Here is a 15,119-nt window from a genome sequence, read left to right on the forward strand (position 1 = left end):
GAAGCCGGAAACCTTAGCCGTCCCTGGCCAGTTCGTAGAAGGCGACGGCGGCGGCCGTGGCGATGTTCAGTGAATCGACTCCGGCCGGCATGGGTATCCGGACGGCATGGTCAGCCGCCGCGAGCGCCGCCTCGGTCAGCCCGGGCCCTTCGGCGCCGAAGAGCAGCGCGACCCGCCCGGGCGCGTGCTCCCGCAGCGCGGGCAGCGGGAGCGAGCCCGGCCGCGGGGTGCACGCCGCGACGGTGAACCCGCGTGCCCGCAGGTCGTCGAGCCCGCCCGGCCAGTCCGTCAGGTGCCCGAACGGCACGCGCAGGACGTGCCCCATCGACACGCGCACGCTGCGCCGGTACAGCGGATCGGAACAGCCGGGGCCGAGCAGCACCCCGCCGACGCCGAGCGCGGCCGCGTTGCGGAAGAGCGCCCCGAGGTTTTCGTGGTCGCCGACGCCTTCCAGCACGGCGATCGGCCCGGTGCCACCGGTGACTTCGGAAACCGTCAGCGGCGCGGGCCGGTCGGCCACGGCGAGGATCCCGCGGTTGAGGTGGAACCCGACCACGTCGGCCATCGTCTCCGCGGAGGCGACGTACTGGGGCACGTCGATCCCGGCCAGGTCTTCCGCCAGCTCCGCGAACCGCCGCTGCACGCCCAGCAGCGCCCGTACCGGGTACCGGGACGCCAGCAACCGGGACACCACGACGGTGCCTTCGGCGATGACGAGACCCCGGCCACCGGGCCGGTCGGGCCGACGGTCCGCAGTGGACAGGTCACGAAAATCGTCGACCCGCGGATCGTCGGATCGGCCGATGTGGATCACGCCCATCCGCCCAGTCTGTCATCCGCTTGCCGGGCGGCTCATTCGTCCGAACGTCCACCGCCCGGTGGTACGAACGGGGCCATTTTGCTTTCGGTTAACCGCCCGTGACGGAGAGCACCAGTTTGGCCGCTAGCCCGGCTGCATCGCCTGTGTAACGGTTGTCCGCCGGGGCCTGAACACGTCCTAGTCCACCGACACGAAGCAGGGATGGTCATGGGGATGGACCTCGAGGCTCAGCCGTTCAACACGCTGGACCGAGGACGGTACCGCCGCAAGGTGCAGCGTTGCCTCGACACGCTGGCCCGGATGCTCACCGACGGCAGTTTCTCGTTCCCCCGCAAGAACATCGGCCTCGAAGTCGAGCTGAACCTCGTCGACCGCGAGCTGCGCCCGTCGATGACGAACACCGCTGTGCTGGAGGCGCTCGACGACCCGTCGTTCACCACCGAGCTGGGCCAGCACAACATCGAGCTGAACGTCCCGCCGCGGCCCCTGGCCGGCGACTCCGCCCTCCAGCTCGAAGACGACCTCCGCGCGTACCTCGACACCGCGGCGACGAAGGCCCGCGACACCGGCTCGTCGCTGGCCATGATCGGCATCCTGCCGACGCTGAAGCACGAGCACTTCGACCAGAAGTGGCTCACCAACAAGGCCCGCTACGCCACGCTGAACGACCAGATCTTCGCCGCCCGCGGCGAGCGCACGGTGCTCGCCATGGAAGGCGCGCCGCTGCCGGGGCAGCAGCCCGAACGCCTGCGCAGCTACGCGGAGTCGATCCTGCCCGAGGCCGCGTGCACCAGCGTGCAGCTGCACCTGCAGGTCGCGCCCGAGGAGTTCGCCGCACACTGGAACGCGGCGCAGTGCCTGGCCGGGCTGCAGATCGCGCTGGCGTCGAATTCGCCGTTCCTGCTCGGCAAGGCGCTGTGGCACGAGACGCGCATCCCGCTGTTCCTCCAGGCGACCGACACCCGGCCGGAAGAGCTGAAGAACCAGGGCGTGCGGCCGCGGGTGTGGTTCGGCGAGCGCTGGATCACGTCGATCTTCGACCTGTTCGAGGAGAACGTCCGCTACTTCCCCGGCCTGCTCCCGGAAACCGACGCCGAAGACCCGATCGAAGCGCTCGACGCGGGCCAGGCGCCGAAGCTCACCGAGCTGCGCATGCACAACGGGACGATCTGGCGCTGGAACCGCCCGGTGTACGACGTCGTCGACGGCCTGCCGCACCTGCGCGTGGAGAACCGCGTGCTGCCGGCCGGGCCGACGGTGATCGACACGGTGGCGAACGCGGCCTTCTTCTACGGCGCCCAGCGCGCGCTGGCCGAGGCGGAACGCCCGGTGTGGAGCCAGATGTCGTTCCAGGCGGCCGAGGAAAACCTGTACGCGGGCGCACGGCGGGGCTTCGACGGGCAGCTGTACTGGCCAGGCATCGGCTGGATCCCGCCGGACGAGCTGGCGCTGCGCGTGCTGCTGCCGCTCGCCCACGAGGGCCTGCGCCGCTCCGACGTCTCCGACGAAGCCCGCGAGCGCTACCTCGGGATCATCGAGCGCCGCTGCCTGGCCCGGCGGACCGGGGCGACCTGGCAGCGCGACTACGTCCTGCGGGCGCAGGAGCGCGGCCTCGACCGCGAGGCGGCGCTCAGCCTGATGCTGGGGCGCTACCTGGAGCTGTCCGAATCGGGCGAGCCGGTGCACACGTGGCCGGTGGCCGACTGACGCTAGCCTGGGTGGATGCCGAAGATTCTCGGTGAGTCGCTGGAGGCGCACCGGCGTGAGGTGCGGGCCCGGGTCTTCGAAGTCCTGCGCGCGCAGCTCTACGAACGCGGCTTCGACGCGATCACCCTCGCCGGGGTGGCGTCGGCCGCCGGGGTGGGCCGGACGGCGCTGTACAACCACTTCCCGGACAAGGAAAGCCTGCTCGTCGCGTTCGTCGAAGACGAAGCGGCCCGGTACGTCACGCGGCTGACCGAAGCCGTCGAGGCGCAGGCCGACCCGGTCGACCAGCTGGCGACGTTCGTCCGGCTCCAGCTGCGTGTGCTGTCGGAGTTCCACATGCCACCGGGCACGGCGCTCGCGTCGGCGCTGGCGCCGGCGGCGTACCGGCGCATCAGCGCGCACGCCGACCCGATCACCGACCGGCTGCGCGCCATCCTCACCGGCGGCGTCGACCTGGGCCGCTGGCCCGCCGAGGACCCGGACGTCCTGATCCCGATGATCACCGCGGCGCTGGGCAACCGCACCCTGGTCGACGGGCCCGCCGACCGGCTCGAGGACGTCGTCGAGGCGGCGGTGCGGTTCGTCCTGCGCGCGGTCGGGGCGGCAGTTTAGGGTGGCCTAAGTCCGGTTCATGCCCTACGATCTTTCTGACAGCGTGTCAGATCGATCGCCGGGAGGCCTGCCCATGACGGTGACCACGGACGCCCGCCCGTTCTCGGCGAACCTGCGCGCGTCGACCCTCGAAGTCCACGACCGGGCGAACTACTCGACGTACATGCGCGCCCTGCTCGGCGGGGAGCTGACCCGCGACGGCTACGCCCAGCTGGCGATCCAGTACTACTTCGTCTACGACGCGATCGAGACGGCGAGCGACGCGATGGCCGGCGACCGCGTCGGCGGCGAGTTCGTCTTCGACGAGCTGCGGCGGCTCCCGCTCCTCGAACGCGACCTGGCCCACCTGGTCGGCCCGGACTGGCGCTCGACGATCTCACCGCTGGCCTCGACGCAGGCGTACGCCGCCCGGATCCGCGAAGCGTCGACGTGGGCCGGCGGGTACGTCGCCCACCACTACACGCGCTACCTCGGCGACATCGCCGGCGGCCAGGTGATCCGGCGGATGCTCGAGAAGAACTACGACGTCGCCGAGGCGGGCGCGCTGTTCTACCACTTCGACCGGATCGGCAGCGCGCCCCGCTTCCGCGACACGTACCGGGCGAAGCTGGACAACGCGCCCTGGGACGAGGCCGAGCGTGCGCGCGTGATCGACGAAGCGCTGGTGGCGTTCGAATGCAACGTCGCCGTCTTCGACGAGCTGGCGCTGCGGCTCGACGAGTTCCGTGCTTGATCTCACAGGTCGTTGACCTCCAGTTAAGTCCAAGTTGCAGGCTCGGTTTCAGGTGGCGCGCCTCCGGGGTACGCCACTTGCGAACCGCCGTCCCAAGTAGTGATGGCCACGGGCCCCCACTCGCCGCGAGGGGGCGTGTGCTACTAGGTTCGGTACCGGAAACTTGCGTCGAAGACAGAAGGAGGGCCAATGGCCCGCTACGAGCTGCCCGATCTCGACTACGACTACGGCGCCCTCGCGCCGCACATCTCCGGCGAGATCAACGAGCTGCACCACAGCAAGCACCACGCGACCTACGTCAAGGGCGCGAACGACACGCTCGACAAGATCGCCGAAGCCCGTGACGCCGGCAACTTCGGTGACATCGTCGGCCTGCAGACCACCCTCGCCTTCCACCTGGCGGGGCACGCCAACCACGTCGTGTGGTGGAAGATCCTGTCGCCCGAGGGCGGCGACAAGCCGACCGGCGAGCTGGCCGCGGCGATCGACGAGGCGTTCGGCTCCTTCGACAAGTTCAAGGCGCAGTTCACCGCCGTCGCGACGACCATCCAGGGCAACGGCTGGGGCGCGCTCTCCTGGGACCCGATCGGCAAGACGCTGATCACCCAGCAGCTGCGCGACCACCACAACAACCTCGTGCTGCCGACCACGCCGATCCTGCTGGTCGACGTCTGGGAGCACGCGTTCTACCTGGACTACAAGAACGTCAAGCCGAAGTACGTCGAGGCCCTGTGGAACATCTTCAACTGGGCGGAGATCAGCAAGCGGTTCGACAACGCCGTCGCCGGCGGCAACGGCCTGCTGCTCGGCTGAGTTTCCTCGTCGACGGGGCTCTTCCTTCCGGGAGGGCCCCGTTTTCGTCCCCGGCTCAATTCGCTTGACCTCCAGTGAGGTCGAGGTGTTTGAGTGGGTGCATGGACATCGACGCGTACCTGGACCGCCTCGGCGTCGCCCGCCCGGCGGCGCCCGACCTCGCGACGCTGCGCCACCTGCAGGAACGCCACCTGGCGGCAGTCCCCTTCGAGAACCTGAGCAGCCACCTCGGCGAGCCGGTCGAGCTGGCCGGGGAAGCGCTGTTCGCCAAGATCGTGCACCGCCGCCGCGGCGGGTTCTGCTACGAGCTGAACGGCTTGTTCGCGGCACTGCTGCGCTCGCTGGGCTACGACGCTTCGCTGCGCGCGGCCCAGGTCTTCCGCCCCGACGGCACGCTCGGCCCCCCACTGGACCACGCGGCGATCGTCGTTTCCCTGGACGCCCAGGACTGGCTGGTGGACGTCGGCTTCGGCCGTTTCGCCCGCCACCCGCTGCAGTTGTCGGCCGTGGACGCCCAGCCCGATCCGGAAGGCGAGTTCCTGATCCTCGACGCACCCCACGGCGACGTCGACATCCTGCTGGACGGCAAGCCCCAGTACCGCCTGGAGCGCCGCCCGCGCCCGCTGGCCGACTTCATCCCGATGGCGTGGTGGCAGACGACGTCACCGGAGTCCCACTTCACCCGCTCGCTGACGTGCTCCCGCCCGACATCCCAGGGCCGCGTGACGCTGTCGGGAGACAGGCTGATCGAGACGGTGGACGGCGTGCGGAACGAGGTTCACCTGGCGTCGCCGTCGGCGATCCGCCTGGCGTACCGCGTGTACTTCGGGATGACGCTGCCGCGCCTGCCGGTACCACCGGGCGAGAGTCCCTTGACGCGCGACGCACCGCAGCCGGACACTGCGCTGACGTGAACGAAGCCCCGGCCTGGGGTTTTCCCAGGGCCGGGGCTCCGTCCGTTCCCGAACTGACTGCCGCTCCCACCACGAAGCGGACATGTATGAGGTTAGCCTAACCTCATCTCTTGGGCAAGGGATCGGCGGCGGAGACCCGGATCTCACTCGTCCAGGTGACATGCGACCGCGGATCGCCGGTTTTTGTCGGTGCCCGTCCTTACGGTCACGCCATGGACACAAACCGATACTCGCTGTCAGACCTTCGCGCGCTTCAGCACCCGCAACCCGAGGCCTCGCTTCACCGGCCAGGAAACCCCACCCCGCCGGATCAGCACCACGGCACACACCACAGCGACCACCGCCGAAACCGCCCCGCCGATGTAAAACGGAGACCGCCCGCCGAACTGATCGGCCAGCCACCCGACCATCGGCCCGCCGATCGGGTTGCCGCCGATCAGCACCAGCACGTACAGGCCCATCACCCGGCCTCGCATCTCAGGGCTGACCGACGTCTGCACCAGCGCGTTCGCCGTGTTGAGGAACGTCATCGTGGCGAAGCCGAGCGGGATCAGGCCGAGGCCGAACGTGAGGTACGTCGGCATGAACGCCGTGACCAGCTCGAACACGCCCAGGAAGAACGCCGACACCAGCAGCAGCCGCACCCGCGGCCGTCCCTTGGTGCCGCGGCGGGCGGACATCACCGCGCCGGTGAAGGTGCCGACCGCGACCAGCGTCGACAGCAGGCCGTAGCCGTCGGCCGCGGTGTGGAAGACGTTCGCCGCCACGATCGGGAGCGAGCTGAAGTACGTGATGCCGAACGTGCTGACGAACAGCACCAGCACCATCACCGTCACCAGGTCGGAGCGCCGCCGGACGTACCGCAGGCCCTCGGCCAGCTGTCCCTTCTCGCGCGGCACCGCGGCGACGCGGAACAGCTTGTCCGGGTTCATCAGCACCAGCCCGGTGATCACCGCGACCGTGCTGAGCGCGTTGGCGACGAACAGCCACCCGGTGCCGATCCAGGTGATCGCGAACCCGGCGATGGCCGGGCCGACGATCCGGGCCATGTTGAAGATCGACGAGTTCAGCGCGACCGCGTTCGCGATCTGGTCCCGGCCGACCATTTCGGCGACGAACGATTGCCGCGTCGGCACTTCGAGAGACGCCGTGATGCCGAGCGTGAAGCACAGGACGTAGACCTGCCACAGCTCCACGAGCCCGGTGATGTCGAGGACGCCGAGGATCGCGGCCTGCGAACACGCCGCCGCCTGGATCCAGGTGAGCAGCCGCCGCTTGTCGACGCGGTCGGCGAGGACGCCGGCCCACAGCGAAAGGAACAGCGTCGGCGTGAACTGCAGCGCGACCGCGATGCCGAGGGCGATCGGGTTGTTGCCGCTGAGGGTGAACACCAGCCAGTCCTGGGCGATGCGCTGCATCCAGGTGCCGATGTTCGAGATGACCTGGCCGGTGAAGAACAGCCGGTAGTTGCGCACGCGCAGCGAGGCGAACATGCTGCCGCGCTTGGCTTCGGACGGTGGTGACGCGGACGGCGGTGAGGCCGTTTCCCGGGTAGCAGTGGTCTGGATCGAACGCTTGGTTTCGCTACCCGTGGCCGTCACCGTGGTTAGTTCCCCGCCATCCTGTCTATGATTTCGGCGGCTTTGGAGAGCACTTCACGCTCTTCGTCGCCGAGTTCCGCCAATTGCCTGTCCAGCCACGCCTCCCGCACGGAAATGGCCTTCCGCACGTAGGCCAGTCCGCTCTCGGTCAGCTCGACGATGGCCTGCCTGCCATCGGTCGGGTGCGGGCGCCGCTCGACGAGCCCCAGTTCCTCGAGCGCGGCGATCACCCTCGTCATCGAAGGTGGCTGGACGCCTTCCTTCGCGGCGAGCTGACCCGGAGTCAGCGCACCGCACTTGTGCAGGGTGGACAGCGCGGCGACCTGCGTCAGCGTGAGGTCGTCCCCGACGCGCTGTGCCCGCAGCCGGCGGTTGAGCCGGACCACCGCGAGACGCAGACGGCTCGCCAACGAGCGTTCGTGCGTGTCGCCGGACATATAGTTAGCATACCTTACGAAACTTCGTCCGCACGGGTGATCTCGGTCAATCCGCAACCTGGAACACCCCGCGCGTCCTCACCAGGAGCGGGAACCTGGGGAGCGGAGCGGGGGCAACTTCAGGTCTGCCTACGAATGCGAAGGCGTGCCGCGGCGGGTGACCGTCGCCGGCGACGCCCTCGTGACGGTGCGGTTCGAGGCCCCGGCCGCCGAATTCGAGCGCGGCCGGGGTGTCCTCGACGAAGCCCTGAAGATCCGGGGCTGCCTACCGGAACGCGGCCTGGAGCGGGCCGACCGCGAAGTACGCCACGAAGGCCAGCGCGATCACCCACATCAGCGGGTGCACCTGGCGGGCCTTGCCGGTGGCCGCGCGGATGACGACGTAGCTGATGAACCCGGCGCCGATGCCGTTCGCGATCGAGTACGTGAACGGCATGACGACGATGGTCAGGAACGCCGGCAGCGCGATCGAGAAGTCGGTGAAGTCGATCTCGCGGATCTGCGACATGAGCATCGCGCCGACGACGACCAGCGCCGGGGCGGCCGCCTCGACCGGCACCACCTGGTACAGCGGGGTCAGGAACATCGCGGCGAGGAACAGCACGCCGGTGACGACGTTCGCCAGCCCCGTCCGCGCGCCTTCGGCGATGCCCGACGCGGACTCGACGAACACCGTGTTCGAGCTGGCCGAGCCGAAGCCGCCGGCCGCGCCCGCGAGGCCCTCGACGAACAGCGCCTTGCCGACGTTGGGCAGCTGGCCGTCCTTCGGGAGCAGATCGGCCTCCTTGGCGAGGCCGGTCATGGTGCCCATCGCGTCGAAGAAGTCGGCGAGCACGAGCGTGAACACCAGCAGGCAGACGGTGATGATCGGCAGCCGCGTCCAGGCACCGAACGAGACGTCGCCGACCAGCGAGAGGTTCGGCAGGCCGAGCACCTGGTCCGGCAGCGCCGGGTAGCCGAGGTTCCAGCCCTTCGGGTTCGTGCCCTGCGACGGCCCGGCCTTGACGATCGCCTCGACGACGATGGCCAGCACGGTCGAGGTCAGCACGCCGATCAGGATCGCGCCCTTGACCTTGCGGACGACCAGGATGCCGGTGACGAGCAGGCCGACGACGAACACCACGGTCGGCCACGACGCGATCGAGCCGTTGATGCCGAGGCCGACCGGGACGGTGGTGTGCGCGGCGTCCGGCAGCCGGCGCACGAACCCGGCGTCGACCAGGCCGATCAGGCAGATGAACACGCCGATGCCGACGGCGATCGCGGACTTCAGCGCGGCCGGCACGGCCCGGAACACCGCCGTCCGGAACCCGGTGAGCACCAGCAGGACGATGATCACGCCCTCGATCACGACCAGGCCCATCGCCTCGGGCCAGGTCATCTGCGGGGCGATGGTGACCGCGACCAGGCTGTTGATGCCCAGGCCGGTCGCGATGGCGAACGGGTAGTTCGCGACCAGGCCCATGAGGATGGTCAGCACGCCGGCCACGAGCGCCGTCACCGCGGCGACCTGCGGCACCGGCAGGATGCCGCCGACGAGGTCCTTGTGCGCGCCCGCGTCGTCGGCCGAGAAGCTGCCGATGATCAGCGGGTTCAGCACCACGATGTAGGCCATCGTGACGAAGGTGACCAGGCCGCCGCGCAGCTCGCGCGACACGGTCGACCCCCGCTCGGTGATCTTGAAGAACCGGTCCAGTGTGGACGTCCCGGTGCGGGTCGTCTCCTGCTCCGCCATTCGCCTGCCCATTCTGTCGCTGCTGCGGAGTACCCTGCACCTCGTGAGTGAACCGATCAATCCACCGGAGGTTACGGGCTCGTTGCGGCACACGCCGGAGCTGCCCAAGAAGCTGACCGACCTGACGCCGGTGGTGATCGTAGGCACCTCGATCTGGGCTGTCGCGCTGGTAGTGCTCTTCTTCACGACTTCTGGGCTGTGGGTGCAGACGGCGCTGTCCGGTTTCGCGCTCGGCTTCGTCGGCCTGGCGATCATCGGCTGGCAGCGCGCCGCCGCCCGCCGCGGGTCGAAGTCGGCGCAGCGCCTTTAGGGTCAGGCCAGCAACGTCCGCGGCGAGGGGTCGTCGAGCAGCGCCGTGATCAGGTGCCGGTCGGGCCAGCGCCCGGCCGCCCAGGCGAACGCGCGGGCCAGGCCTTCCGAGGTGTCGGCCGCGTGCAGCCGGTCGTCGGACCACCACTGGACGTCGTGTTCGGCGCCCTCGATGCGCACGGTGAGCGGGTCGTGCACCAGGACGCCGCCGTCCGGGAGCGAGATGCCCAGCTGGTCAGCGACGAGTTTCAGCGCGGGCAGCTCGCCCCAGGGCGCGTACTCGCCTTCACTGACGACCCGAGCTTCCTCCGCGCTCGCGAGCTGCAGGTCGAGCAGGTCCGCGAGCCGCTCCGGGTCCTCGGGCGCGACGACGTACCGGTCCGGTTCCAGCGCTCCGGCAACCCATGGGACGTCCAGGACGAGCGCGTCGTCCACAACGGACCCGTCCGCGGCCCGGACCGCCCGCGGCACACCGGGCTCCAGCCCGGACTCGACGACGGCGTCGTAGGCGCGTGCGGCCAGCCCGGGCGATATCACGCGGTCCGGGTCGGCGAGCCGGTCGAGGAGGTCCCTGGCTTCGTCCACACCGGACAGCGCGAGGTCCGCACGCACCCCGGTGATCCGGAGCAGTTCTTCGCTCAGGCCGACGTCGGGGACCTCGTCGAAGAGCCCCGCCAGATCGGCGTCCGGCAGCCGCCATTCGTTCGGCGCGGCGCCTTCGAGCACGGCGTACTGCGCGATCCACCAGGCGGCGTGCCCTCGTGGCGCGCGCAGGGCGTGCCAGGTTTCGGGTCGCGCGGCGAGCAGCCTGATGGCCGCGGGCCAGGCATCGTCGGCGACGAGGTCGAGGTCCCGGATCGCGACGAGCGTCGACGGCGGCTCCGGCAGCGAGTCCCACCAGGCTTCTTCGTCGGGCAGGTCGTGGTCGGGCTCGTGCGGCTCGTCGTCGACGACCACCGCGAACGAGTCGAGCACCCCGGCGGCGACGAGCGTGCTCGGCGGCCAGTCCTCGGCGAAGTCCTCGTCGAGGACGTCCATCGCGCCGTCTTCCTCGAAGACCTCTTCGTCGAAGATGTCCAGCAGCGGCGAGGCCGGGAGGACGAGTTCGTCGGCGCGGCGCCAAGTGCCGGTGCCGGGGAGGGCGAGGGCACCGGCCCAACGCGGGGCATCGTCCCCGCAGTCGGCGATCAGCCGCAGCACGGCGCCGGCGAGCGTCGTACCGTCCAATCCGGACCGGACGTCCTCGACGCTGCGTTCGACAGCGTCACGCAGCTGGTCGGCGTTGAGCAGCTCGCGGGCGTCGGCGTGCTTGGCACCCAGGCGTTCCAGGAGCGGGTGCGACGCGGCGGGATGCACCAGCCGCAGCCCCGGAATGTCCACGTCGGACAGCAGATCGAGAAGCTCGGCGGAGCCGTCCACGAGCAGGCAGCCACGAGCACCCGGCAGCGTCCGGCCGTCCGAGAGCGGAACCGGCAGACCTTCGAGCCGCTCGACGGCGAGCGCGTGCGACTCGACGGCGAGCGCCAGTGCCGCATAGACCTCCCGCCACCAGCCCGGATCGCGGGTGACGCCGGTAAGCGTTTCCAGCACCTCTTCGATGCGGATCACTTGCACCGCAACGGCTTTGAGAACCTGCGCGGGCCCCTCGAGCAGACCGGGAACGAGATCGGCGAGCAGCGCGGACAGGCCGGGCACGGCGACGTCGAGCACCCGCCCCTGCCTGCCGGAGACCTCACCGCCGTCCTGAGTAGACAGCCACGGTTTTCCACTCAGGACTTCCAGCACCGCGTCCCGCAATTGAGCGTCTACAGTAGACCGAGGAAAGCCGGGTGTCGGAACAAGTGCGAACCGGTGTTCGGCCGGCATCAGCCGGACGAGCTCGACGTACTCTTTCGCTGCTGCCCCAAGCGCTTTCACCAGTTCAGGACCGGGCAGCGCACGACGGCGCGACGGTTCGACCGGCACGGAAGCGAGCAGCCGGGCAGGGAGCGAAAGCCCGTCGTCGGTCGGCGTCGGGGCGTGCAGAACGTCTTCTTCGAGCGGCTTCGGCGCACCATCGGCGCCGACCGGGACGGCCCAAACGACGTCGCCACGGTGGGTCAGCCAGCGCGTCTCCCGTTCCGGACCACGAATGGCGACAAGGTCACCATCGGCTTCCCGTGTCCAAACGCGACCATCGACGTCGAATTCTTCGAGCCACGGCAAGGCAAGAAGCAGATCGGCGACATCGCGGCCAAGTTCATCGAGAAGGGATCGTCCATCGACACCATCCTGCAGCGGCAACCGGACTTCGGTGTCGAAGCCGGCCGGAACGTCGGCGGGGGCGGGCCACGGAAGCCGCAGGACGGGAACGTCCCCGTCGGTGCCGACGGCGTGCCGGGTGCGTTCGGCGGAGAAGACGACACCCCCGGTGGCGGAGGCAACGCAAGGCTCATCGGAGACGGTCCGCACGGCGGCGAACCCGACGCCGAAGCGCCCGACGGTATCGCCGGTCTTGCCGGAGGCCCGCAGCGACGCGAGCGAGGCGACACCCCGCGCGTCGAGCGGGGCGCCGGTGTTGGCGAACCGGAGTTCGGAGTCCACAAGGGACACCCGAACCCGCCCAGGAGCACCCGCGGCCATGGCGGCATCGGCGGCGTTCTGGGCAAGTTCGACGAAGAGCCGATCCCGATAGGCACCAACACGCAGATCGCGTTCGACGTTGGTGTCTTCGGTGAGCCGCGTGGGCGAGTCCCGCCAGGAGCGCAGGGTGGCCTCACGAAGCCGCGCGGTCCCGAAGGGATCGGACGGCTCGCCGATGTGGGTGCTCACCGCTCGGGAGAGTCGTCGATCTGGGCTTGCGCTTCGTCGGGTTGAGAGGCGGCGGGTGACTCGGTCCCTTCCCGCTCCAGGGTGGACTCGATATCTCCAGACTGGGCCGGTTCGACCTGGACGGCTTCGGGCAACTCAGCTGCCGGCGGCTCGTCCGCCTCGGCCGAAGCGGGCTCGGCTTCCGGCGCCGCCTCCCCGGCCGGCACGGCGGTTTCGCCCGCCGCAGCCGGCTCAGGCGTGGCAACCGCATCGGTCACCTCAGCCTGGGTCGGCTCGGCATCGGCGGGCTCCGGCACCACGGCCTCTGCCGGAGAAGCACCACCAGCCGACTTTGCAACCTCAGCCGAAACCGGATCCACCTCGGCCGCATCCGACTCCGCCGCCGGCGGCACCTCGGTCGCCTCGGCCGGAACTTCGAGCGACTCGGGGGCAACCTGCAGTTCGGTCGCGTCGGTCACCTCGGCCTGGGTCGGCTCGGCTTCCGCCGGCTCCGGCACCTCCGCCACGACCGGCTCGGCGACTTCCGGCGCCGCCGAGGCCACGGGCTCGGCCTCCACCGACGCGGCGGCCGGTTCAGCGACCTCATCAGCCGCCACCGGCACCTCGGTCACCTCGCCTGCGGCCTCAAGCGGCTCGGCGACCGCTCCAGCCGAATCCGCCTCCGGCGCGGGCGCCGCCTCGACGGGCTCGGCCACCACCGAAGCCACCGGCTCACCCGGCTCCGCAACCTCACCGGCCACCTCCGCGGCCTCCGGCTCTACAGCCTCCGAGGCCACCTGCTCGGGGACCTCAACCGGCTCGGCCACCCCCACAGCCACCGGCTCACCCGGCTCCGCAACCTCACCGGCCACCTCGGGCTCGGCTTCCGTCGCCTCCGGCACCGTGGCAGCCGCCCCCACTGGCTCGGCGACCACTTCATCCGCGGCTGCCGGCTCTGCGACCTCCGGCTCCACCTCCGCCGGGGACACGTCCGACTCCGCGATGCCCGTCTCCGGCTCGGCCGCCGCCGTCTCCAAGACCTCCGAAGTGACCTCCGAAGCGACCTCCGGCGCCGGCGTGAAGTCGAGCAGTGAATCGTCGTACACCAGCTCCGCCACCGGGATCGACGAGGTCACCTCGACCTCCACCTCCGAGTGGGCTCCGCAGCCGTACTCCACGTCCACCACGTGGCCGTCCGCCGGGGCTATGTCGTTGCTGCACACCCCGAACACTCCGCGCAACGAGCCCGCCAACGGCACGAAGAACCCGCACGTCCCGCACACGTCCGGCGCGCTGCGCGCCATGTCCGAGCGGGGGCCGAACTCGCCCGCGTGCCAGCGGGCCGCTGCCTCGGTGCGGCCGAAGCGGGACAGTGCGTGCACCCGGCCCAGGCCCACCTCGCGGGCTACCTCCTCCACCGCCGGGTCGTCCGACTGCAGGTACGCCGGGGCCAGGCGGGGGTCGTTGTCCGCCGTCGGGAAGATGTCGCCCACTCCGAGGTCGCCCGCGCGCACCCGGCGCTCCCAGGGCACCCATGCCGGCGCCACCAGCGCCGAGGGGCCCGGGACCAGCACGACCTCGCTGACCGTCACCGGCTCGTCGTCGCCCGCCGTTGCCACCGTGACCGACCAGCGCCAGCCTCCGTAGCCCGGGACCTGGGCCTCGAACAGGTGACTCGCCGTGACCGCGTCCTCGCGGGTGACCCCCACGTGCGCTCCGAGCTGCTCCTCGGGTGCGTCCTCCAGCACCGCAGCTCGCGCGAACTCCACCGCGTCGGCGAGTTTGCGCTGCACGGAACCGTCGTCCAGGGTCAGCAGCAAAGTCATGTGGCCAATTGTGCCGCACGCATCCGCGGCGCCCGTGCCAGGCTGTTCATCGTGCGCACGCCGATCGTCACCGTCCTGCTGCTGGCCGCCGCGCTCGGCGGCTGTGCCGGTGCCCCGCAACAGCCGGCCGGGCCGGAACGCCTCACCGTCCAGGTCGTGGCGACCCTCCCGCACGACCCCGCCGCCTTCACCGAAGGCCTCGAGTTCGCCGGTGACACCCTGTACGAGAGCACCGGGCTCGCCGGGCGGTCCACGCTCACCGCGGGCCCCGCCGGCGGCCCACCCCGGGCCACCGCCACGCTGCCGTCGCCGCTGTTCGGCGAAGGCGTCACCGTCCTCGGGCCGACGCTGTGGCAGCTCACCTGGCAGGACGGCTTCGCCATCGAACGCGACACGGCCACCCTCGCCGAGCTGCGCCGCGTGCCCTACCAGGGCGAAGGCTGGGGCCTGTGCCACCAGGCCGACGGCCGCCTCGTGATGAGCAACGGCTCCTCGCGGCTCACCTTCCGGGACCCGAAGACCTTCGCCGTCACCGGCGGGGTCGACGTCGGCCGTGACCAGCTCAACGAGCTCGAATGCGTCGGCGACGACGTCTACGCAAACGTTTGGCACACCGACACCGTCCTGCGGATCGAGGCCGCCACCGGTCGCATCACCGGGACTATCGACGCAGGTCAGCTGCGCGCGAAAGTGAACGCGACGGGCGCCGAAGACGTACTCAACGGTATCGCCGCCGTCCCCGGCACCGGCGATTTCCTGCTCACCGGGAAGCAGTGGCCGGTCACGTTCCGGGTGAGGTTCGTCCCGGCTCCGGCGTGAAAG

13 protein-coding genes are annotated in these 15,119 nt (G+C 70.4%); 7 read left to right on the forward strand and 6 right to left on the reverse strand.

Annotated elements, in window-relative coordinates:
* Window positions 1-13 precede the first annotated feature (13 nt).
* A complete protein-coding gene (locus I4Q55_RS07125; protein ID WP_206785219.1) occupies window positions 14-820 on the reverse strand; it encodes an RNA methyltransferase in 807 nt (268 codons plus the stop codon).
* 207 nt (window positions 821-1,027) lie between these two features.
* On the opposite strand from I4Q55_RS07125, the gene I4Q55_RS07130 reads away from it, so the two are divergent.
* The 5 genes from I4Q55_RS07130 (at window position 1,028) to I4Q55_RS07150 (ending at window position 5,599) form a co-directional block, all read left to right on the forward strand.
* Window positions 1,028-2,527 (forward strand): glutamate-cysteine ligase family protein, encoded by a 1,500-nt coding sequence (locus tag I4Q55_RS07130; RefSeq protein ID WP_206785220.1) that lies wholly within the window; start codon window positions 1,028-1,030, stop codon window positions 2,525-2,527.
* Between the two features lie 15 nt (window positions 2,528-2,542).
* A complete protein-coding gene (locus I4Q55_RS07135) occupies window positions 2,543-3,139 on the forward strand; it encodes a TetR/AcrR family transcriptional regulator (protein WP_206785221.1) in 597 nt (198 codons plus the stop codon).
* A 73-nt stretch (window positions 3,140-3,212) separates the two neighbouring features.
* Complete coding sequence (locus I4Q55_RS07140; RefSeq protein ID WP_206785222.1) at window positions 3,213-3,872, forward strand: heme oxygenase (biliverdin-producing); 660 nt, start codon at window positions 3,213-3,215, stop codon at window positions 3,870-3,872.
* Window positions 3,873-4,061: 189 nt separating this feature from the next.
* The gene (locus tag I4Q55_RS07145; protein ID WP_086844974.1) at window positions 4,062-4,685 is read left to right on the forward strand and encodes a superoxide dismutase; all 624 of its coding nucleotides are present in this window, start codon (window positions 4,062-4,064) and stop codon (window positions 4,683-4,685) included.
* Window positions 4,686-4,786: 101 nt separating this feature from the next.
* Complete coding sequence (locus I4Q55_RS07150) at window positions 4,787-5,599, forward strand: arylamine N-acetyltransferase (protein WP_206785223.1); 813 nt, start codon at window positions 4,787-4,789, stop codon at window positions 5,597-5,599.
* 236 nt (window positions 5,600-5,835) lie between these two features.
* Here I4Q55_RS07150 and I4Q55_RS07155 read toward each other — a convergent pair whose 3' ends face one another.
* From I4Q55_RS07155 to I4Q55_RS07165, 3 genes are all read right to left on the reverse strand, one after another.
* Complete coding sequence (locus I4Q55_RS07155) at window positions 5,836-7,092, reverse strand: MFS transporter (protein ID WP_206785224.1); 1,257 nt, start codon at window positions 7,090-7,092, stop codon at window positions 5,836-5,838.
* 113 nt (window positions 7,093-7,205) lie between these two features.
* Window positions 7,206-7,637 (reverse strand): MarR family winged helix-turn-helix transcriptional regulator, encoded by a 432-nt coding sequence (locus I4Q55_RS07160; protein WP_206785225.1) that lies wholly within the window; start codon window positions 7,635-7,637, stop codon window positions 7,206-7,208.
* A 265-nt stretch (window positions 7,638-7,902) separates the two neighbouring features.
* Window positions 7,903-9,372 (reverse strand): NCS2 family permease, encoded by a 1,470-nt coding sequence (locus I4Q55_RS07165; protein WP_206785226.1) that lies wholly within the window; start codon window positions 9,370-9,372, stop codon window positions 7,903-7,905.
* 82 nt (window positions 9,373-9,454) lie between these two features.
* Here I4Q55_RS07165 and I4Q55_RS07170 point away from each other — a divergent pair, with 82 nt between their 5' ends.
* Window positions 9,455-9,682: a DUF2530 domain-containing protein gene (locus tag I4Q55_RS07170; RefSeq protein WP_086845005.1), complete on the forward strand. Its 228-nt coding sequence runs from the start codon at window positions 9,455-9,457 to the stop codon at window positions 9,680-9,682.
* Window positions 9,683-9,684: 2 nt separating this feature from the next.
* Here I4Q55_RS07170 and I4Q55_RS07175 read toward each other — a convergent pair whose 3' ends face one another.
* Window positions 9,685-12,492: a sacsin N-terminal ATP-binding-like domain-containing protein gene (locus tag I4Q55_RS07175; protein ID WP_374194451.1), complete on the reverse strand. Its 2,808-nt coding sequence runs from the start codon at window positions 12,490-12,492 to the stop codon at window positions 9,685-9,687.
* Window positions 12,489-14,417 carry a DUF3027 domain-containing protein gene (locus tag I4Q55_RS50925; protein ID WP_374194452.1) on the reverse strand — a complete coding sequence of 643 codons (1,929 nt, stop codon included), beginning with the start codon at window positions 14,415-14,417 and terminating at the stop codon, window positions 12,489-12,491. Before I4Q55_RS50925 ends, I4Q55_RS07175 begins: the two co-directional genes overlap by 4 nt.
* Here I4Q55_RS50925 and I4Q55_RS07185 point away from each other — a divergent pair.
* The gene (locus tag I4Q55_RS07185) at window positions 14,349-15,116 is read left to right on the forward strand and encodes a glutaminyl-peptide cyclotransferase (RefSeq protein ID WP_206785227.1); all 768 of its coding nucleotides are present in this window, start codon (window positions 14,349-14,351) and stop codon (window positions 15,114-15,116) included. The genes I4Q55_RS50925 and I4Q55_RS07185 overlap by 69 nt on opposite strands.
* Window positions 15,117-15,119 lie beyond the last annotated feature (3 nt).

The sequence above is a fragment of the Amycolatopsis sp. MtRt-6 genome (assembly GCF_017308975.1).
Taxonomy (GTDB): Bacteria; Actinomycetota; Actinomycetes; order Mycobacteriales; family Pseudonocardiaceae; genus Amycolatopsis.